General features: G+C 57.1%; 20 protein-coding genes. 11 read left to right on the top strand and 9 right to left on the bottom strand.

Going from position 1 to position 20717, the window contains the following annotated elements:
• Nucleotides 1-20: 20 nt before the first annotated feature.
• Nucleotides 21-2009 (bottom strand): transketolase, encoded by a 1989-nt coding sequence (tkt, locus tag ACTJI7_RS10455; protein ID WP_028014010.1) that lies wholly within the window; start codon nt 2007-2009, stop codon nt 21-23.
• A gap of 19 nt (nt 2010-2028) precedes the next feature.
• Nucleotides 2029-2979, bottom strand: coding sequence for a transaldolase (tal, locus tag ACTJI7_RS10450; protein WP_028014009.1), 951 nt, complete (start codon nt 2977-2979; stop codon nt 2029-2031).
• A 246-nt stretch (nt 2980-3225) separates the two neighbouring features.
• On the opposite strand from tal, the gene maeB reads away from it, so the two are divergent.
• Nucleotides 3226-5505 (top strand): NADP-dependent oxaloacetate-decarboxylating malate dehydrogenase, encoded by a 2280-nt coding sequence (gene maeB, locus ACTJI7_RS10445; protein ID WP_028014008.1) that lies wholly within the window; start codon nt 3226-3228, stop codon nt 5503-5505.
• 64 nt (nt 5506-5569) lie between these two features.
• Here maeB and hemF read toward each other — a convergent pair whose 3' ends face one another.
• Together hemF and amiA are read right to left on the bottom strand one after the other, a co-directional pair.
• Nucleotides 5570-6469, bottom strand: a complete 900-nt coding sequence (gene hemF, locus ACTJI7_RS10440; RefSeq protein WP_045261157.1) for an oxygen-dependent coproporphyrinogen oxidase — start codon at nt 6467-6469, stop codon at nt 5570-5572.
• Nucleotides 6469-7344, bottom strand: a complete 876-nt coding sequence (amiA, locus tag ACTJI7_RS10435) for an N-acetylmuramoyl-L-alanine amidase AmiA (RefSeq protein WP_028014006.1) — start codon at nt 7342-7344, stop codon at nt 6469-6471. Before amiA ends, hemF begins: the two co-directional genes overlap by 1 nt.
• 212 nt (nt 7345-7556) lie before the next feature.
• On the opposite strand from amiA, the gene ACTJI7_RS10430 reads away from it, so the two are divergent.
• The 10 genes from ACTJI7_RS10430 to pdxK all read left to right on the top strand — a co-directional run bounded on the left by ACTJI7_RS10430 (nt 7557) and on the right by pdxK (nt 15851).
• Nucleotides 7557-7982 carry a GNAT family acetyltransferase gene (locus tag ACTJI7_RS10430; protein ID WP_003861292.1) on the top strand — a complete coding sequence of 142 codons (426 nt, stop codon included), beginning with the start codon at nt 7557-7559 and terminating at the stop codon, nt 7980-7982.
• Nucleotides 7969-8418, top strand: coding sequence for a DUF2919 domain-containing protein (locus tag ACTJI7_RS10425; RefSeq protein ID WP_041908792.1), 450 nt, complete (start codon nt 7969-7971; stop codon nt 8416-8418). Before ACTJI7_RS10430 ends, ACTJI7_RS10425 begins: the two co-directional genes overlap by 14 nt.
• A 63-nt stretch (nt 8419-8481) precedes the next feature.
• Complete coding sequence (locus ACTJI7_RS10420; protein WP_048957147.1) at nt 8482-9057, top strand: RpoE-regulated lipoprotein; 576 nt, start codon at nt 8482-8484, stop codon at nt 9055-9057.
• A gap of 92 nt (nt 9058-9149) precedes the next feature.
• Nucleotides 9150-10049 carry a Dyp-type peroxidase gene (locus ACTJI7_RS10415; protein WP_047368060.1) on the top strand — a complete coding sequence of 300 codons (900 nt, stop codon included), beginning with the start codon at nt 9150-9152 and terminating at the stop codon, nt 10047-10049.
• A 175-nt stretch (nt 10050-10224) separates the two neighbouring features.
• Nucleotides 10225-11238 (top strand): sulfate ABC transporter substrate-binding protein, encoded by a 1014-nt coding sequence (locus ACTJI7_RS10410; RefSeq protein ID WP_047368059.1) that lies wholly within the window; start codon nt 10225-10227, stop codon nt 11236-11238.
• Nucleotides 11238-12071 carry a sulfate/thiosulfate ABC transporter permease CysT gene (gene cysT / locus ACTJI7_RS10405; RefSeq protein WP_028014001.1) on the top strand — a complete coding sequence of 278 codons (834 nt, stop codon included), beginning with the start codon at nt 11238-11240 and terminating at the stop codon, nt 12069-12071. The genes ACTJI7_RS10410 and cysT overlap by 1 nt, the downstream gene beginning before the upstream one ends.
• On the top strand, nt 12071-12946 hold the full coding sequence (gene cysW / locus ACTJI7_RS10400; protein WP_028014000.1) for a sulfate/thiosulfate ABC transporter permease CysW: 876 nt from the start codon (nt 12071-12073) through the stop codon (nt 12944-12946). Before cysT ends, cysW begins: the two co-directional genes overlap by 1 nt.
• Nucleotides 12936-14030 (top strand): sulfate/thiosulfate ABC transporter ATP-binding protein CysA, encoded by a 1095-nt coding sequence (gene cysA, locus ACTJI7_RS10395; RefSeq protein WP_008501607.1) that lies wholly within the window; start codon nt 12936-12938, stop codon nt 14028-14030. The genes cysW and cysA overlap by 11 nt, the downstream gene beginning before the upstream one ends.
• Before the next feature lie 67 nt (nt 14031-14097).
• Complete coding sequence (gene cysM, locus ACTJI7_RS10390) at nt 14098-15009, top strand: cysteine synthase CysM (RefSeq protein WP_028013998.1); 912 nt, start codon at nt 14098-14100, stop codon at nt 15007-15009.
• A 5-nt stretch (nt 15010-15014) separates the two neighbouring features.
• Nucleotides 15015-15851 (top strand): pyridoxine/pyridoxal/pyridoxamine kinase, encoded by an 837-nt coding sequence (pdxK, locus tag ACTJI7_RS10385; protein WP_440670114.1) that lies wholly within the window; start codon nt 15015-15017, stop codon nt 15849-15851.
• A 44-nt stretch (nt 15852-15895) separates the two neighbouring features.
• On the opposite strand, the gene crr is transcribed toward pdxK, so the two are convergent.
• From crr to cysZ, 5 genes are all read right to left on the bottom strand, one after another.
• On the bottom strand, nt 15896-16405 hold the full coding sequence (gene crr / locus ACTJI7_RS10380) for a PTS glucose transporter subunit IIA (protein WP_003861316.1): 510 nt from the start codon (nt 16403-16405) through the stop codon (nt 15896-15898).
• A 40-nt stretch (nt 16406-16445) separates the two neighbouring features.
• Entirely contained in the window at nt 16446-18173 is a 1728-nt protein-coding gene (gene ptsI / locus ACTJI7_RS10375) for a phosphoenolpyruvate-protein phosphotransferase PtsI (RefSeq protein ID WP_008501604.1), read from the bottom strand.
• Nucleotides 18174-18217: 44 nt separating this feature from the next.
• Nucleotides 18218-18475 (bottom strand): phosphocarrier protein Hpr, encoded by a 258-nt coding sequence (gene ptsH / locus ACTJI7_RS10370; RefSeq protein ID WP_000487600.1) that lies wholly within the window; start codon nt 18473-18475, stop codon nt 18218-18220.
• Between the two features lie 317 nt (nt 18476-18792).
• On the bottom strand, nt 18793-19764 hold the full coding sequence (gene cysK, locus ACTJI7_RS10365) for a cysteine synthase A (RefSeq protein WP_028013996.1): 972 nt from the start codon (nt 19762-19764) through the stop codon (nt 18793-18795).
• A gap of 163 nt (nt 19765-19927) precedes the next feature.
• A complete protein-coding gene (gene cysZ / locus ACTJI7_RS10360) occupies nt 19928-20689 on the bottom strand; it encodes a sulfate transporter CysZ (protein ID WP_028013995.1) in 762 nt (253 codons plus the stop codon).
• Nucleotides 20690-20717: the final 28 nt, after the last annotated feature.

Raw genomic sequence — 20717 nt, 5'->3', positions numbered from 1 at the left:
TGCCGGATGGCGCTGTCGCACTACAACACGCTCAGCGCTTTCTCCACCACGTTCTCAACGGTAAAGCCGAAATACGGGAACAGCTTGTCGGCAGGAGCGGATTCACCGTAACCCCGCATGCCCACAATTGCCCCTTTCAGCCCCACGTACTTATACCAGTAGTCGGCAATACCCGCTTCCACCGCCACGCGCGCCGCAACGCTGGAAGGCAGCACCGATTCCCGATACGCCTCGTCCTGCGCATCAAAAATATCCGTAGAAGGCAGGGATACCACGCGCACCGCGTGACCTTCGGCGGTCAGCTTCTCCGCCGCTTTCACCGTGATTTCCACCTCGGAACCGGTGGCAATCAGGATCACGTCCGGCTTGCCGCCGCTGTCTTTCAGGATGTACCCGCCGCGGGCGATGTTTTTTACCTGCTCCGGCGTGCGCTCGATCTGCGCCAGGTTCTGGCGCGACAGGATCAGCGCCGTGGGCCCGTTATGACGCTCAACGGCCAGCTTCCAGCCCACCGCCGCTTCCACCTGATCGCACGGACGCCAGGTGCTGAAGTTTGGCGTCAGGCGCAGGCTTGCCAGCTGCTCTACCGCCTGGTGCGTTGGGCCATCCTCACCCAGCCCGATGGAGTCGTGGGTGTAGACCATGATCTGCCGGGCCTTCATCAGCGCCGCCATACGCGCTGCGTTTCGGGCGTACTCGACGAACATCAGGAAGGTGGCGGTGTAAGGCACGAAGCCGCCGTGATGGGCGATGCCGTTAGCAATCGCGGTCATCCCGAACTCGCGCACGCCGTAGTGGATGTAGTTCCCGGCAATGTCTTCCTTCAGGGATTTAGAGCCTGACCAGATGGTCAGGTTGCTTGGTGCCAGATCCGCTGAGCCGCCGAGCAGCTCAGGCAGGAGAGGGCCAATCGCGTTCAGGGTATTTTGCGACGCCTTACGGGTAGCGATTTTCGCCGGGTTGGACTGCAGATTTTCAATCAGCGCCTGGGTTTTATCGTCCCAGTCTTCCGGCAGGCCACCGCTCATGCGGCGGGAAAACTCGGCGGCCAGCTCCGGGTGCGCTTTTTTGTAGGCGGCAAATTTTTCGTTCCAGGCCTGCTGCGCTTTTTCACCCGCTTCGCGCGCGTCCCATGCTCTGTAGATCTCTTTCGGGATCTCAAACGGCGGATATTTCCAGCCCAGTTTCTGGCGGGTTAACGCCACTTCCTCTTCGCCCAGCGCCGCGCCGTGCGCCTCTTCTTTGCCCGCTTTGTTCGGCGAGCCGAAGCCAATGGTGGTACGGCAGATAATCAGGGACGGTTTGTCCTTCACGCTCTGCGCTTCCTGAATCGCTTTTTTTACCGCTTCCGGATCGTGGCCGTCAATCTCGTGCACCACATGCCAGTGATAGGCCTCAAAGCGTTTTGCCGTGTCGTCGGTAAACCAGCCCTCGGTTTCACCGTCGATGGAGATGCCGTTGTGGTCATAGAAGCCAATCAGCTTGCCGAGCCCCAGCGTGCCCGCCAGCGAGCAGACCTCGTGGGAGATCCCCTCCATCAGGCAGCCGTCACCCATAAAGACGTAGGTGTAGTGATCGACAATCTCGTGGTCGGGCTGGTTGAACTGCGCGGCCAGCGTACGCTCGGCAATTGCCAGGCCGACGGCATTCGCCAGCCCCTGGCCCAGCGGGCCGGTGGTCGTTTCCACGCCCGGCGTATAGCCGATCTCCGGGTGGCCCGGCGTTTTGGAGTGCAGCTGGCGGAAGTTTTTTAACTCCTCAAGCGGCAGGTCATAGCCGGAAAGGTGCAGCAGGCTGTAGAGCAGCATCGAGGCGTGACCGTTGGAGAGAATAAAACGGTCGCGGTCGTACCAGGTCGGGTCAGTGGGGTTGTGCTTCAGGAAGTCGTTCCACAGCACTTCGGCAATATCGGCCATCCCCATCGGGGCGCCAGGGTGGCCGGAATTGGCTTTTTGTACGGCATCCATGCTGAGGGCGCGAATGGCGTTGGCGAGCTCTTTACGGGACATAGTTCACTCCGTGGCAAGGTTAAAGTTTGGCGGCGAGAAGATCTTCGAGTTTTCGCTGGTCGACGGCGAACTGGCGGATGCCGTCCGCCAGTTTTTCCACGGCCATAGGGTCCTGATTATGCTCCCAGCGGAACTCCGCTTCGGTCATGGCTTTCGGTTTTGGCAGGACGGTAGAGGTCGGCACCAGCTTGCGGATCACCGTTTCGTCGCTCTCCTGCAGCTTTTTCAGCAGGTCAGGGGAGATGGTCAGACGGTCACACCCTGCGAGCGCCAGGATCTGCTCGGTGCGGCGGAAGCTGGCCCCCATCACAATGGTCTCGTAGCGGTGTTGCTTGTAATAATCGTAGATATTACGCACCGACTTCACGCCCGGATCCTCTTCCACCACGTACGGGTCCATCGGCTGTTTCGCCTGATACCAGTCGTAGATGCGCCCGACAAACGGCGAGATCAGGAATACGCCCGCTTCGGCACAGGCGCGCGCCTGGGCAAAGGAGAACAGCAGCGTCAGGTTGCAGTGGATCCCCTCTTTTTCCAGAACCTCTGCCGCGCGGATGCCTTCCCATGTGGACGCGAGCTTGATCAGAATGCGTGACTTATCGATCCCCTGTTCCTGGTAGAGCTCCACCAGGCGGCGCGCTTTGTTAATACTCTTTTCCTGATCGAATGAGAGGCGGGCATCCACTTCGGTCGACACGCGCCCCGGAATGCTTTTCAGAATTTCCGCACCAAAATTAACCGCCAGCTTGTCGCTGGCTTCAGCAACCTGCTGCTCCTGCGTTTTCCCGCGCTGTTTACCGTAGGCAATCGCGTCGTCAATCAGATGGCTAAAATGGGCAAGCCCCGCCGCTTTCAGAAGCAGCGAAGGGTTGGTGGTCGCGTCCTCTGGCTGATAGTGGCGAATCGACTCGATGTCGCCGCTGTCTGCAACCACGGTGGTGAATTGTTTGATGCCGTCTAGCTGGTTCATAAATAATTACTCCTTGGAAATAAAAGAGTTAGATGAGTGCGTTAGTTCACACTTCTGAGAAAATCATGATGGACTTAACAAAAAAGCATAGCAGACGGGGCAGGCATTGCTTTTGAGACGGGTAACATGGCTGTTATAAATTGATAACAATTTTTAATGTGTGATGGTGAGAGTTTGGCAGCCTTCAAAGTTTATGCTCTGCTCAGCGGCGATACTATCTGACCGATACGTAAAAGGAATAACAAGATGGACGATCAGTTAAAACAGAGTGCCCTCGATTTTCACGAGTTCCCTGTCCCCGGTAAAATTCAGGTCTCCCCAACCAAGCCGCTGGCGACCCAGCGCGATCTGGCGCTGGCCTACTCGCCGGGCGTGGCTGCGCCGTGTCTGGAGATCGAAAAAGATCCGCTGGCGGCCTACAAATACACCGCGCGCGGCAACCTTGTCGCCGTTATCTCTAACGGTACGGCGGTGCTGGGCCTGGGCAACATTGGTGCCCTGGCCGGTAAACCGGTGATGGAAGGGAAGGGCGTCCTGTTCAAGAAATTCGCCGGTATCGACGTGTTCGATATCGAAGTGGACGAACTCGATCCCGATAAGTTCATTAACGTGGTGGCCGCGCTGGAGCCGACCTTCGGCGGGATCAACCTGGAAGACATCAAAGCGCCGGAATGTTTCTATATCGAGCAGAAGTTGCGCGAGCGTATGAACATTCCCGTGTTCCATGACGACCAGCACGGCACGGCGATTATCAGTACCGCTGCCATTCTCAACGGCCTGCGCGTGGTGGAGAAAAATCTCTCCGACGTGCGCATGGTGGTCTCCGGTGCGGGCGCGGCGGCCATCGCCTGTATGAACCTGCTGGTGGCGCTGGGCATGCAGAAACACAATATCGTGGTCTGCGACTCTAAGGGCGTGATCTACAAAGACCGCGAGCCGAACATGGCGGAAACCAAAGCGGCGTATGCCGTGGAAGATGACGGCAAGCGCACGCTTGAGGACGTGATTGACGGCGCGGATATCTTCCTCGGCTGTTCAGGCCCGAAAGTACTGACCCAGGAAATGGTGCAGAAAATGGCGCGCGCACCGATGATCCTGGCGCTGGCGAACCCGGAACCGGAAATCCTGCCGCCGCTGGCGAAAGCGGTGCGCGAAGACGCCATTATCTGTACCGGCCGTTCGGACTACCCGAACCAGGTGAACAACGTGCTCTGCTTCCCGTTCATCTTCCGCGGGGCGCTGGACGTTGGCGCAACGGCGATCAACGAAGAGATGAAGCTTGCCGCCGTTCACGCCATCGCCGAGCTGGCGCACGCTGAGCAGAGCGAAGTGGTCGCCTCCGCGTATGGGGATCAGGATCTGAGCTTTGGCCCGGACTACATCATTCCAAAACCGTTCGATCCGCGCCTGATTGTCAAAATTGCGCCAGCCGTTGCCAAAGCGGCGATGGACTCCGGCGTGGCGACGCGTCCGATTCAGGATTTCGACGCGTACGTCGATAAGCTCACCGAGTTCGTCTACAAAACTAACCTGTTTATGAAGCCGATCTTCTCTCAGGCTCGCGCAGACGCGAAGCGCGTGGTGCTGGCGGAAGGGGAAGAGGCGCGCGTGCTGCACGCCACGCAGGAGCTTATCACCTTAGGGCTGGCGAAGCCGATCCTGATTGGTCGTCCGAGCGTGATCGAGATGCGAATTCAGAAGCTGGGCCTGCAGATTAAACCGGGCGTCGACTTCGAGATCGTTAACAACGAATCCGATCCGCGCTTCAAGGAGTACTGGAACGAATATTACGCGATCATGAAGCGTCGCGGGATCACCCAGGAACAGGCGCAGCGGGCGGTGATCAGCAATACTACGGTCATCGGCGCGATCATGGTCCATCGCGGCGAGGCAGATGCGCTGATCTGCGGCACCATCGGCGATTACCACGAGCATTTCAGCGTGGTGCAGGAGATCTTCGGCTATCGCGACGGCGTGCACACCGCCGGGGCGATGAACGCGCTGCTGCTGCCGAGCGGCAACACCTTTATTGCCGATACCTACGTGAACGACGATCCAACCCCGGACGAGCTGGCGGAGATCACCGTGATGGCCGCCGAGACCGTGCGTCGCTTTGGTATCGAGCCTAAGGTGGCGCTGCTGTCGCACTCAAACTTTGGTTCGTCCAAATCCGCGGCGGCGTGCAAAATGCGCCAGACTCTGGAACTGGTGCGCGAGCGTGCGCCGGAGCTGATGATTGACGGGGAAATGCATGGTGATGCCGCGCTGGTGGAGAGCATCCGCAACGAACGTATGCCGGACAGCCCGCTGAAGGGATCGGCGAACATCCTGATTATGCCGAACGTGGAAGCGGCGCGTATCAGCTACAACCTGCTGCGCGTCTCCAGCTCTGAAGGGGTGACCGTAGGACCGGTGCTGATGGGCGTGGCAAAACCGGTGCACGTGTTAACGCCGATTGCCTCCGTGCGCCGTATCGTGAATATGGTGGCGCTGGCGGTGGTTGAGGCGCAGACGCAGCCGCTGTAAGGGCGCGTGTGCTTACCCGACCTGGGGATTGAGTAGGCCGGATAAGCGCAGCGCCATCCGGCAGTTAAATCCAGTCGCGTACTTTAAGGAACTCACTCAAGGCAGCCTCCGGGCTGCCTTCTTTTGGCTCGTAGCTGTACTCCCAGCGCACCAGCGGCGGCATCGACATCAGAATCGACTCCGTGCGTCCGCCAGTCTGCAGGCCGAACAGCGTCCCGCGATCCCACACCAGGTTGAACTCCACGTACCGCCCGCGACGATAAAGCTGGAACTCACGCTCGCGCACGCCGTAGTCGGTGTTTTTACGGCGTTCGACAATCGGCAGGTACGCGTCGGTGAACCCTTCGCCCACCGCGCGCATAAAGCTAAATGCCGTATCAAAATCCGGCGTGTTGAGATCGTCAAAGAACAGCCCGCCGATGCCGCGCTGCTCGTCGCGGTGCTTCAGGTAAAAATAATCGTCGCACCACTTTTTAAATTTCGGGTAGACGTCCTCGCCAAACGGCAGGCAAAGGTCCCGCGCGGTGGTATGCCAGTGCACGGCATCCTCTTCGAAGCCGTAGTAGGGCGTCATGTCGAAACCGCCGCCAAACCACCAGACCGGATCGGCTCCTGGCTTCTCCGCGATGAAAAAGCGCACGTTGGCGTGGCTGGTCGGAACAAACGGGTTATGCGGGTGGATCACCAGCGAGACGCCCATCGCTTCGAAGCTGCGGCCCGCCAGCTCAGGGCGGTGCGCGGTAGCGGACGCGGGCATGGCGTCGCCGTGAACGTGGGAAAAATTCACGCCCGCCTGTTCGAAGATGCCGCCGTTACGCAGCACGCGGCTGCGCCCGCCGCCGCCCGCTTCACGCTGCCAGCTATCTTCCTGGAATTCACCGCCGTCTGCGGCGGCCAGTTTCTGGCAAATCTCATCCTGCAGCTGCAGCAGGAACGTTTTGACCAGCTGTGCATTAGGTTTCATCAGCGTTTCCTGGAGTGCGCTTTCTGGTTATCGAACCAGTTGAAGTAACTGATAATGCCGGAGGCGATGGCGTTGGCTATCTTCTGGCGAAACGCCGTGGTGCCGAGCAGGCGCTCTTCTTCCGGATTGGTAATAAAGGACGTTTCCACCAGCACGGACGGGATGGACGGTGACTTCAGCACCACAAACGCCGCCTGTTCGGTGCTTTTACTGTGCAGACGGTGCACCGGCTTAATCCGCTTGAGGATATGCGAGCCGAGCGTCAGGCTGTTTTTGATGGTGTCCGTTTGCACGAGATCGAACAGAACCTGCTGCAAGAGATGATCTTTATCCGTGGCCTTCTTCCCGGCTACTTCATCCGCCCGGTTTTCGCGATCGGAAAGGTATTTCGCCATAGCGCTACTGGCGCCGCGGTTGGAGAGGGCAAACACCGACGCGCCCGCGGCGGAAGGGTTTGTGAAGCCATCCGCATGAATGGACATAAACAGGTCGGCGCCGTGCTTGTGGGCAATTTCCACGCGGTCGTACAGTGGAATGAACGTGTCGCCCGTGCGCGTGAGGCGGGCGTCAATGCCGTTGCTGCGTAAAATCGATCGCACATTTTTTGCAATTGCCAGCACGACGTGTTTTTCTTTCGAACCGTTTCGGCCAATGGCGCCGGTATCAATACCGCCGTGGCCCGGATCGAGCATCACCAGACGCTTTGCGCCCGGCTTTTTGGTTTTCGGTTTGCTGTGTCCGTTACTGGTTTTGAGCGTGCTCTCGTCTTTTGCCTGAGCCTGCTTAGCGATGCCCGTTAACGTTAAGGCCGCCAGCCCCGCTTTGAGAACCTGACGACGCGATGTGAGTGCTTTTAATGGTTTGAATGTGCTCATGCGGCCTGAATACTGAAAAATGGGGTCCTGGTGTTATATCGTATCGTGTTTCCCGTTACGACAGTCCTTATTGAGAATTGTTTTACTTTTCATTTCAATACGTGACAAAGTGACATTATGCCAAATTTTGGCGAGATTTTCCCCGGTTATTGGCTAAACGCCCCGTTCACGCCATAATCACTGTTTTTAAACCCGAAAAGGCGGTTAATACCATGGAGATACGCGTTTTTCGCCAGGAAGATTTCGAAGAGGTGATCACCCTTTGGGAGCGCTGCGATCTGCTGCGTCCGTGGAACGATCCGGAAATGGATATCGAACGTAAGGTGAATCACGACGTTAGCCTGTTTCTGGTCGCGGAAGTGAACGGCGAGGTGGTCGGGACGGTAATGGGGGGGTATGACGGCCACCGCGGCTCGGCCTATTATCTGGGCGTCCACCCGGAATATCGGGCGCGTGGCATCGCCAACGCGCTGCTCAATCGTCTGGAAAAGAAACTCATCGCCCGCGGCTGCCCGAAAATCCAGATCATGGTGCGGGAAGATAACGACGTGGTGCTGGGCATGTATGAGCGTCTGGGCTACGAGCACGCCGACGTGCTGACGCTGGGTAAGCGCCTGATCGAAGATGAAGAGTACTGAGATCCACCCGGCTGACTATGACGCGCAGGGCCGCGTCAGGCTGCCGTTTTTGTTCTGGTGCGTTTTGCTCCTCCAGGCCCGTACCTGGGTACTGTTTGTAATGGCCGGTGCGTCGCGCGGGCAGGGCGATACGCTGCTGAATCTCTTTTATCCCGACCACGATGCCTTCTGGCTTGGCTTACTGCCGGGCGTACCGGCGGTGGTGGCTTTTTTGTGCAGCGGTCGACGGCATGTAATCCCGCGTCTGTGGCGTGCGCTTCGCTGGCTGCTGATCCTCGCCCAGATCGCGCTGCTGTTCTGGCAACCCGTGCTCTGGTGGCTGGGTGAACCGCTTTCCGGTATTGGCATCGCGCTGGTGGTGGCGGATATTGTGGCGCTGATGTGGCTGCTGACGAATCCCCGCTTACGCGCCTGTTTTACGCAAGAGTCAGATTAGCGCGGCACTTTTTGCCGATGCCGCACTCCAACAAGCGTTGATTTAATTAGAAAGGACGTTTCAATGAAATCGCTGCGTTTACTTTTATGCGCTCTCCCGCTGGCGTTAACCGGCTGTTCGACGCTCTCCTCCATTAACTGGTCCGCCGCGTATCCGTGGAACTGGTTTGGCTCTTCCACTGAAGTGACCGAGCAGGGCGTGGGAAAAATTACCGCGTCAACGGCGCTCGATCAGGACGCTATTCAGGATGCCCTGAGCAGTGACTATCGCCTGCGTAGCGGGATGAAAACCGAGAATGGCAACATTGTACGTTACTTTGAAGCGCTAAAGGGCGACAAGCTGGCGCTGGTGATTAACGGTGATAAAGGGACGGTGAACCGCATTGCCGTGCTGGACGAAGATATTCCGACCGCAAGCGGCGTAAAGGTGGGCACCCCGTTTAGCGATCTTTATAAACAGGCCTTTGGCAACTGCAGCAGCGCCCCTTCAGACGATGGCGTGGCGGTGGAATGTAAGGCGGAAGGCAGCCAGCACATCAGCTATGTCTTCACCGGAACCTGGAGCGGTCCGGAAGGATTGATGCCCTCTGACGACACGCTGAAGAGCTGGAAAGTGAGCAAAATACTCTGGAAGCAGTAATTTGCGCCTGAACAAACCGCCTCGCTGAAATCCGGGTATAATAGCCGCCATCAATGCCACGCTGACGTGGCATCTTTATTTCAGGAGGAGCGATGTCTCAGGTTCAGAGTGGCATTTTGCCAGAACATTGCCGCGCGGCGATTTGGATTGAAGCCAATGTTAAAGGGGACGTGGATGCCCTGCGCGCGGCCAGCAAAGTTTTCGTTGATAAACTGGCCACCTTCCAGGCCAAATTCCCGGACGCCCATCTGGGTGCCGTTGTCGCTTTCGGCAATAACGTCTGGCGTCAGCTGAGCGGCGGCGAAGGCGCGGAAGAGCTGAAGGACTTTATCCCTTACGGCAAAGGCCTGGCGCCAGCCACCCAATACGACGTGCTGATCCACATCCTCTCTCTGCGCCACGACGTGAACTTCTCCGTTGCTCAGGCGGCGGTTGAAGCGTTTGGCGACAGCATCGACGTGCAGGAAGAGGTTCACGGCTTCCGCTGGGTGGAAGAGCGCGATCTGAGCGGCTTCGTTGACGGCACCGAAAACCCGGCGGGTGAAGAGGTTCGTCGCGATGTGGCGGTCATCAAAGACGGCGTGGACGCGGGCGGCAGCTACGTGTTCGTCCAGCGCTGGGAGCACAACCTCAAGCAGCTTAACCGCATGAGCGTGCACGACCAGGAGATGATGATTGGCCGCACCAAAGAAGCCAACGAAGAGATCGACGGCGATGCGCGCCCGGTGACCTCGCACCTGTCCCGCGTTGACCTTAAGGAAGACGGCAAGGGGCTCAAAATTGTTCGTCAGAGCCTGCCGTACGGCACGGCAAGCGGCACGCACGGCCTCTACTTCTGCGCCTACTGCGCGCGGCTGCACAATATTGAGCAACAGCTGCTGAGCATGTTCGGTGACACTGACGGCAAGCGCGACGCCATGCTGCGCTTCACCCGCCCGGTAACCGGCGGCTACTATTTTGCGCCGTCCGTTGAGCGCCTGCTGGCGCTGTAAAACGCTCCCCATACGTAGGCCGGGTAAGCGTTAGCGCCACCCGGCAATTTTCCCCGCACCCTTATTCCCTTTTCTGCTTGTAAATCACCAAACGGTATATAAAACCGTTACTCCTTTCATCCCCGTTATAAATATTATCACTATAAGATAGTCATCACATTTATAAGGGTGCGCAATGGCCGTTACTGTACTGAAAAAAGGAACTCTGGCGCTGGCAGGTTTACTGCTGGTGGCCCAGGCGCAGGCGACCGAGCTGCTGAACAGCTCGTATGATGTCTCCCGCGAGCTGTTTGCCGCCCTTAACCCACCGTTCGAGCAGCAGTGGGCGAAAGAAAACAATGGGGATAAGCTGACCATCAAGCAGTCCCACGCCGGTTCATCCAAGCAGGCGCTGGCGATTTTGCAGGGGCTGAAAGCAGATGTCGTGACCTACAACCAGGTGACTGACGTGCAGATCCTGCACGACAAGGGCAAACTGCTCCCGGCTGACTGGCAGAGCCGCTTGCCAAACAATAGCTCGCCGTTCTACTCCACTATGGGCTTCCTGGTGCGTAAGGGCAACCCGAAGAACATCCACGACTGGAGCGACCTGGTGCGTTCCGACGTGAAGCTGATTTTCCCGAACCCAAAAACTTCAGGTAACGCGCGCTACACCTATTTAGCCGCGTGGGGCGCGGCAGACAAGGCTGACGGTAAGGATAAAGCGAAGACCGAGCAGTTCATGACCCAGTTCCTGAAAAACGTCGAAGTGTTTGATACCGGCGGCCGCGGCGCGACCACGACCTTCGCCGAGCGTGGTCTGGGCGACGTGCTGATCAGCTTTGAATCCGAAGTGAACAACATTCGCAAGCAGTACGAAGCGCAGGGCTTCGAGGTGGTTATTCCGAAAACCAACATCCTGGCTGAATTCCCGGTGGCGTGGGTGGATAAAAACGTGCAGGCGAACGGCACCGAGAAAGCGGCAAAAGCCTATCTCAACTACCTGTACAGCCCGCAGGCGCAGGCCATCATCACCGATTACTACTACCGCGTGAACAACCCCGACGTAATGAACAAACTGAAGGACAAATTCCCGCAGACCGCGCTGTTCCGCGTGGAAGATCATTTCGGCTCCTGGCCTGAGGTGATGAAAACGCACTTTGCCAGCGGCGGTGAGTTAGACAAACTGCTGGCGGCGGGGCGTAAGTAATGTTTGCAGTCTCGACTAAACGCGTGCTGCCGGGCTTTACCTTAAGCCTCGGGACCAGCCTGCTGTTCGTCTGCCTGATCCTGCTGTTGCCGCTCAGCGCGCTGGTGATGCAGCTCTCTGAGATGAGCTGGGCGCAGTACTGGGACGTGGTCACCAACCCGCAGGTGGTGGCGGCCTATAAGGTGACGCTGCTGTCGGCGTTTGTTGCCTCCATTTTTAACGGCGTGTTTGGCCTGCTGATGGCGTGGATCTTAACCCGCTATCGCTTCCCGGGACGCACGCTGCTTGATGCCCTGATGGATCTGCCGTTTGCGCTGCCGACGGCGGTTGCGGGCTTAACCCTCGCGTCGCTCTTCTCCGTGAACGGGCTGTACGGCGAGTGGCTGGCGAAATTTGACATCAAGGTGACCTATACCTGGCTCGGGATCGCGGTGGCGATGGCCTTTACCAGCATCCCGTTTGTGGTGCGTACCGTGCAGCCGGTACTGGAAGAGCTGGGTCCGGAATACGAAGAAGCGGCGGAAACGCTGGGCGCCACGCGCTGGCAGAGCTTCCGCAAAGTGGTTCTGCCGGAGCTCTCTCCGGCGCTGATGGCGGGCGTCGCGCTGTCCTTTACCCGCAGTCTGGGTGAGTTCGGCGCGGTGATTTTTATCGCCGGGAACATCGCCTGGAAAACGGAAGTCACCTCGCTGATGATTTTCATCCGCCTGCAGGAGTTTGATTATCCGGCGGCGAGCGCAATTGCCTCGGTGATCCTCGCGGCCTCGCTGTTGCTGCTGTATTCGATAAACACTCTGCAAAGTCGCTTTGGTCGACGTGTGGTAGGTCACTGATGGCGGAAGTTACGCAATTGAAGCGATACGATGCGCCCCGCATCAACTGGGGTAAATGGTTTCTGATTGGCGTGGGCGTGCTGGTTTCCGCCCTCATTCTCGTCGTGCCGACGATTTATATCTTCGTCCAGGCGTTCAGCAAGGGGCTGATGCCCGCGCTGGAGAACCTGGCGAACCCGGACATGCTGCACGCCATCTGGCTGACGGTGCTGATTGCCCTGATCACCGTGCCGGTGAACCTGGTCTTCGGTACGCTGCTGGCCTGGCTGGTGACGCGCTTTAACTTCCCGGGACGTCAGCTGCTGCTGACCCTGCTGGATATTCCGTTTGCCGTGTCGCCTGTTGTTGCCGGTCTGGTTTACTTGCTCTTTTACGGCTCCAACGGCCCGCTGGGCGGCTGGCTGGATGAACATAACCTGCAGATCATGTTCGCCTGGCCGGGCATGGTGCTGGTGACGATCTTCGTGACCTGTCCGTTCGTGGTGCGTGAGCTGGTGCCGGTGATGTTAAGCCAGGGCAGCAATGAAGACGAAGCGGCCGTTCTGCTTGGCGCATCCGGCTGGCAGATGTTCCGCCGCGTGACGTTGCCGAATATCCGCTGGGCGCTGCTTTACGGCGTGGTGCTGACCAACGCCCGCGCCATCGGTGAGTTTGGTGCGGTGTCGGTGGTATCCGGCTCGATTCGCGGTGAAACGCTGTCACTGCCGCTACAGATTGAATTACTGGAACAGGACTACAACACCGTCGGTTCCTTTACTGCCGCAGCGTTGCTGACGCTGATGGCGATTTTGACCCTGTTTTTGAAGAGTGTGGTGCAGTGGCGTTTAGAGAATCAGGAAAAACGTCAGCATCAGGAGGGAAATCATGAGCATTGAGATTGCCAATATTAAGAAGTCTTTTGGTCGCACCCAGGTGCTGAATGATATCTCACTGGATATCCCTTCCGGACAAATGGTGGCGCTGCTGGGGCCGTCTGGCTCGGGCAAAACGACGCTGCTGCGGATCATCGCCGGGCTTGAGCATCAGACCAGCGGGCACATCCGCTTCCACGGCACCGACGTGAGCCGCCTGCACGCCCGCGATCGTAAAGTCGGCTTTGTCTTCCAGCATTACGCGCTGTTCCGTCACATGACCGTTTTCGACAATATCGCCTTTGGCCTGACGGTGCTGCCGCGTCGTGAACGCCCGGATGCAGCAACCATTAAGGCGAAAGTAACCAAACTGCTGGAGATGGTGCAGCTGGCGCATCTGGCGGACCGTTTCCCGGCGCAGCTTTCCGGCGGTCAGAAGCAGCGCGTGGCGCTGGCGCGCGCGCTGGCCGTTGAGCCGCAAATACTGCTGCTGGATGAACCCTTCGGCGCGCTGGATGCGCAGGTGCGCAAAGAGCTGCGTCGCTGGCTGCGCCAGCTGCATGAAGAGCTGAAATTCACCAGCGTCTTCGTGACCCACGATCAGGAAGAGGCAATGGAAGTCGCGGACCGCGTGGTGGTCATGAGCCAGGGCAACATCGAGCAGGTTGACGAGCCGGAACAGCTCTGGCGCGAGCCGGCGACCCGCTTCGTGCTGGAGTTTATGGGCGAGGTGAACCGACTGCAGGGCACCATTCGCGGCGGTCAGTTCCACGTGGGCGCGCACCGCTGGCCGCTGGGCTACACCTCCGCGCATCAGGGGCCGGTCGATCTGTTCCTGCGCCCGTGGGAAGTGGACGTCAGCCGCCGCACCAGCCTGGATTCCCCGCTGCCGGTGCAGGTGCTGGAAGCTAGCCCTAAAGGTCACTACACCCAATTGGTGGTACAGCCGCTGGGCTGGTATACCGAGCCGCTGACCGTGGTCATGCGCGACGACGTCCCGCCGCACCGGGGTGAGCGCCTGTTTGTCGGGCTGCAGCATGCGCGCATCTATCACGGTAAGGAGCGCATTGAGACGCGCGAGGATATTGCTCTGGCGGAGTCAGCCTGATAGGTTATTGAGTATGTTTTTCGCCCGGTGGCGTGATGCTTACCGGGCTTTTTATTGAGTAAAAATCGTGAATACACTCGAACACACCATCGGCAACACCCCTCTGGTCAAGCTTCAGCGCATGGGATGTGCCAACGGCAGCGAAATCTGGGTCAAACTCGAAGGCAATAACCCGGCAGGGTCGGTGAAAGACCGCGCGGCGCTGTCGATGATTGTCCAGGCCGAGAAACGCGGTGAAATTAAGCCAGGCGATGTGCTGATTGAAGCCACCAGCGGCAACACCGGTATCGCGCTGGCAATGATTGCGGCGCTGAAAGGCTACCGCATGAAGCTGCTGATGCCGGACAACATGAGCCAGGAGCGCCGCGCCGCGATGCGTGCCTACGGGGCCGAGCTGATTCTGGTAACCAAAGAGCAGGGGATGGAAGGGGCGCGAGACTTAGCGTTAGCGATGGCCGAGCGCGGCGAAGGTAAACTGCTCGATCAGTTCAATAACCCGGACAACCCGTACGCGCACTACACCACCACCGGGCCGGAAATCTGGCAGCAAACCGGCGGGCGCATCACCCATTTTGTCTCCAGCATGGGCACCACCGGCACCATTACCGGCGTGTCGCGTTTTTTGCGCGAGCAGGAGAAACCGGTCACCATCGTTGGCCTGCAGCCGGAAGAGGGGAGTAGTATTCCGGGCATTCGCCGCTGGCCTGCGGAGTATATGCCAGGCATCTTTAATGCGCAGCTGGTGGATCGGGTGCTGGATATTCATCAGCGCGAGGCGGAGAATACCATGCGTGAACTGGCCGTGCGTGAAGGCATCTTCTGCGGGGTCAGCTCGGGGGGCGCGGTAGCGGGGGCGTTGCGCGTGGCGCAGGCAAATCCCGGTGCGGTCGTGGTGGCGATAATTTGCGACCGCGGCGATCGCTATTTGTCTACCGGCGTCTTTGGTGAAGAGAGTTATTCGCAGGGGGCGGGGATTTAAGCGTCATGGAGATGATTCTATTCCGGGATAACACCCGGGCGCAGCAAACCGACATTGTCGCGGTGCAGTCGCAGGTGGTTTACGGCAGCGTGGGGAACAGCATTGCTGTGCCGAACATTCGTACCCACAGGCTAAACGTGACCGCCGTGCCGACGGTGCTGTTTAGCAACACGCCGCACTACGACACCTTCTACGGCGGGGTGATCCCCGACGAGTGGTTCAGCGGCTACCTGAAGGCGCTGGAAGAGCGCGAGATCCTGCGCGAGCTTAAAGCGGTCACTACCGGCTATATGGGCAGCGCCAGCCAGATCGCGCTGCTGGCGCAGTGGCTGAAAGCGGTCAAAGCGCAGCATCCTGACCTGCTGGTGCTGGTCGACCCGGTTATCGGCGATATCGACAGCGGAATGTACGTGAAGCCGGATATCCCGGAAGCGTACCGGGAACACCTGCTGCCGCTGGCGCAGGGGATTACGCCAAACGTCTATGAGCTGGAAGTGTTAAGCGGTAAGCCGTGCCGGACGCCGGAAAGCGCTATTGCCGCCGCGCAGGGGTTGCTTTCTGACACTCTGAAATGGGTAGCGATCACCAGCGCGCCGGTGACCGATGACCCGCAAAACATCCACGTGGTGCTGGTGACGCGTGAGGGCGTGACCGTCAGCGCGCATCCGCGCGTAGAAACCGATCTGAAAGGGACGGGGGATCTGTTCTGTTCAGAACTGGTGAGCGGAATTGTTGAGGGGAAAACCGTTGCTGATGCCATTCGCATGGCCGGCGATCGGGTGACTGATGTGATGCTTTATACCCAGTCGAAAGGCTACGACGAGCTTATCCTCCCTGTATAAACAAAAATGGCGCCGGAAGGCGCCATTTTTCTGTGCGGCAAGAATTACTTCTTGATGCGGATAACCGGGGTTTCGCCCACGGTGACGCTGCCAGACAGTTTGATCAGTTCTTTGATTTCGTCCATGTTGGAGATAACAACCGGCGTCAGGGTAGACTTGGCTTTTTCTTCCAGCAGTGGCAGATCGAATTCAATCACCGGGTCGCCAACTTTAACACGCTGGCCTTCTTCCGCGATACGCTTGAAGCCTTCGCCTTTCAGTTCAACGGTGTCGATACCGAAGTGAACGAACAGTTCGATACCGCTATCAGATTCGATAGAGAACGCATGGTTGGTTTCAAAAATTTTACCGATGGTGCCGTCAACTGGAGCAACCATTTTGTTGCCAGTTGGTTTGATAGCAATGCCATCACCAACGATTTTCTCAGCAAACACTACATCCGGCACGTCTTCGATGTTGACGATCTCGCCGGAGAGCGGAGCAACAATCTCAATAGTTCCGGAGTCTTTCTTATCATCAGAAACCAGAGATTTCAGTTTATCGAACAAACCCATGATCTTCTCCTAAGCAGTAATTTGGGCCGCATCTCGTGGATTAGCAGATTGTTTTTTCTTCAATGAACTTGTTAACCAGCGTCATTAACTCGTCCGTTGTCGGTTGAGCAAGAGCCTGCTCTGCTAACACCTTCGCATCTTCGAAGTTCGTGTTACGGATAATCTTCTTAATGCGCGGGATGGAAATGGCGCTCATAGAGAATTCGTCCAGACCCATACCCAGCAACAGAAGTGTAGCACGTTCGTCGCCTGCAAGCTCACCACACATGCCAGTCCATTTACCTTCTGCATGAGAAGCATCAATAACTTGCTTGATCAAGTTCAGTACGGACGGTGACATTGGCTGGTAGAGATGTGAAATCATATCATTACCACGGTCAACTGCCAGGGTGTACTGCGTTAAATCATTGGTGCCGATACTAAAGAAATCAACTTCTTTGGCTAAATGACGCGCAATGGTCGCCGCCGCTGGTGTTTCCACCATCACGCCGATCTCAATTGACTCGTCAAATGCTTTACCTTCGTCGCGCAGTTCCTGTTTGTAGATTTCGATCTCTTTCTTCAGTGCACGCACTTCTTCAACAGAGATGATCATCGGGAACATGATGCGCAGCTTACCGAAAGCGGAGGCACGCAGGATAGCGCGAACCTGGTCACGCAGGATCTCTTTACGATCCATCGCGATACGCACGGCACGCCAGCCCAGGAACGGGTTCTCTTCTTTCGGGAAGTTCATGTACGGCAGCTCTTTGTCGCCACCGATGTCCATGGTACGGACGATAACCGCCTGTGAGCCACACGCTTCTGCGACGGCTTTATACGCAGCAAACTGCTCTTCTTCCGTAGGCAGCGCGTCGCGGTCCATGAACAGGAATTCTGTACGATAGAGACCAACACCTTCCGCACCGTTGCGCTCAGCGCCATCAACGTCGCGTACGGTACCGATGTTTGCGCACACTTCTACCTGATGGCCGTCCAGGGTGATGGCTGGCAGGTCTTTCAGCTTAGCGAGTTCCGCTTTTTCAGTCGCAACCTGCTCCTGAACCGCGCGCAGTTTTTCGATCTCTTCGTTAGTTGGGTTGACGTAAACCAGATTGTTTACGGCATCCAGAATCAGATAGTCGCCGTTTTTCACCTGAGAGGTGACGCTACCGGTGCCCACGATGGCAGGCAGTTCCAGAGAACGCGCCATGATTGAGGTGTGGGAGGTACGGCCACCCGCGTCGGTGATGAAACCGAGAACCTTTTTCAGGTTCAGCTGTGCGGTTTCAGACGGGGTGAGGTCAGCGGCAACCAGGATCACTTCATCCTGAATCGCGCTCAGGTCGATAATGGCCAGGCCCAGGATGTTGCGCAGCAGGCGCTTACCGATGTCACGTACGTCAGCCGCACGCTCTTTCAGGTATTCATCATCCAGCTCTTCCAGGGCAGTTGCCTGACCTTCGATAACTTCATGCGCAGCCGCGTCGGCCGTCATGCCTTTATCTTTAATCAGGGCTATGATTTCCTGCTCCAGCTCCTCATCTTCGAGCAGCATGATGTGCCCTTCGAAGATGGCTTCTTTTTCTTCACCGAAAGTTTCGCCAGCTTTAGTTTTGATCGCTTCCAGTTGCGCAGATGCCTTGGCACGACCGCTCAGAAAACGTTCAACTTCCTGATCAACCTTGTCGGCAGAAATTTTTTTCCGGTCGATGACGATCTCGTCTTCTTTCAGCAGCAGTGCTTTGCCGAAAGCGATACCCGGGGATGCTAAAATGCCTGAAATCATAACCCTACCTTACTTGTGACTGATATTTAAAAGAACCCGGAAACTTACTCGAGCTCAGCCATCAGTTTAACCAGATGCTCAACTGCTTTCTGCTCGTCTTCACCTTCAGCAGAGATGGTAACAACGGTGCCCTGAGTCAGGCCCAGAGTCTGCAGTTTGAACAGGCTTTTTGCGCTAGCGCTTTTGCCGTTGGAAGTTACAGTGATTTCAGAAGTGAAGCCTTTCGCTTCTTTAACAAACTGAGCAGCAGGGCGGGTGTGCAGACCGTTCGGAGCGGTAATGGTAACTTCTTGCTGGAACATTGTATTTCCCCAACTTATAGGTTTAGTGTTGTGGAACTAAAGTCTAGCCTGGCGGCTTAACTTTAGCCTGTATTGTTAGCGCTGACGTTTCAATCGTCATTAAACATTATGCAGCGAAAGGAAGACTTGAACCAAATCATAAAATCGATTCAGCAAGGGTATTTCGTTCACTGATTAATTTCACGCTTCAAAATAATTGCTGGTTTAAATACCAGACACATCGGGGTGAAGCAATGCCAGGAGGGGCAAAAGTCTGAAGCAGGTCACAAAAAAGCACCCGAAAAGGTGCTTTTTTACGCGTTATTAACATACTGGCACTACTGTTGCAGCTCTTTTTCCGTGAACAGATCGGCAAACAGTGCGGTGCTCAGGTAACGCTCACCCGAAGAAGGAAGGATAACCACAATATTCTTATTGGTAAAGGCTTCATCTTCCTGAAGTTTGAGCGCTGCCGCAACGGCCGCACCGGAAGAGATACCCGCCAGAATGCCTTCTTCATCCATCAGACGACGCGCGGTAGAGATGGCTTCTTCGTTCGTGATGGCAACGACTTTATCGATCAGCTTCAGATCCAGGTTACCCGGAATGAAGCCCGCGCCGATGCCCTGAATTTTATGCGGGCCAGGCTTAAGCTCTTCACCCGCCAGCGCCTGAGCGATAACCGGGGAGTCGGTAGGTTCAACGGCAACGGTAATCAGCTCTTTTTTACCTTTTGTGCCTTTAATATAGCGAGACACGCCGGTCAGCGTGCCGCCGGTGCCGACGCCGGAGATAAATACGTCAACCTGGCCGTCAGTATCTTCCCAGATTTCCGGGCCGGTGGTCTTCTCGTGAATTTCAGGGTTAGCCGGGTTGCTGAACTGCTGCAGCAGAAGATATTTCGCCGGATCGCTGGCCACGATCTCTTCCGCTTTCTGAATGGCACCTTTCATGCCCTTCGCGCCTTCGGTCAGGACCAGGTTCGCCCCCAGCGCTTTGAGCAGTTTGCGACGTTCGATGCTCATCGTTTCCGGCATGGTCAGGGTCAGCTTGTAGCCGCGTGCGGCAGCAACATAGGCCAGAGCGATACCGGTGTTACCGCTGGTCGGTTCCACCAGCTCAACGCCTGGCTTCAGCACGCCGCGTTTTTCAGCATCCCAAATCATGTTTGCACCGATGCGGCATTTTACGCTGAAGCTCGGGTTGCGTGATTCGACCTTCGCCAGAATGCGTCCATTACCGATACGGTTCAGTCGAACCAGGGGCGTATGACCGATAGTCAGCGAGTTGTCTTCATAAATCTTACTCATGGCCTGTCCTTAACTGTATGAAATTGGGATACCGACCCAGCATACCTGCTAAGCAGGTAGGGGGAAGTAAGGAATTCGCATATCTATATACTGCAAGGAAATAATGGGGATCAGTATGGAATAAGGGGCGGCATAAGCCACCCCTGCTTTACACATTTTTGCATTATTTCCATAACGCGTGCTTAGCACGATAACAGTCCACCCACATCGCCGTCGCGCCGCAAACCGCAACCGGCATGATGAACAAGTTAAGGAAGGGAATCATGGTGAACAGGCTGGTCAGCGCGCCGAACTGCATATTGGCGACCTTCCGGGTGCGCAGAGCGGTGCGCATCGCTTTAAATGGCACCTTGTGGTTATCGAACGGATAGTCGCAGTACTGGATGGCCAGCATCCAGGCGCTGAACAGAAACCACAGCACCGGCGCAACCGTCTGGCCAATGCCGGGGACAAAGTAGAGGGCAAGCAGTACAACCGCGCGGGGGAGGTACCAGGCAAACTTCTGCCACTCGCGCTTCATAATGCGCGGGATATCTTTCACGATCCCCAGCACGCCCGTGTCCGGTGGCGTCGCGCCGGTAAGCCGCGCCTCCAGCTGTTCCGCCAGCAGGCCGTTAAACGGCGCGGCTATCCAGTTCGCGATCGTTGAGAATAAATAGCCGAATACCAGCAGCACGGAGATGACCGCCACCGGCCAGAGCAGGTAGTTAAGCCACTGCAGCCAGTCCGGCACGTAGCTCATCAGCGACGGGATCCAGCTTTCGAGCTTTGTGAACAGCCACCAGAACGCGCCGCCCATCAGAATAATGTTGATCAGCAGCGGCAGAATGACGAAGCGACGGATACCTGGCAGTGAAACCAGCTTCCAGCCCTGAGAAAAATACCAGACGCCGCTGCGCGGGGGAGAAGACGATGTTGAAACCATAACCAGGCTGTACTCCTTTTTTCACAAC

Origin of the sequence: Enterobacter sp. 22499 (assembly GCF_052044815.1) — a bacterium.
GTDB lineage: Bacteria > Pseudomonadota > Gammaproteobacteria > Enterobacterales > Enterobacteriaceae > Enterobacter > Enterobacter bugandensis.
This window is presented reverse-complemented; position numbering and strand designations above follow the sequence as displayed.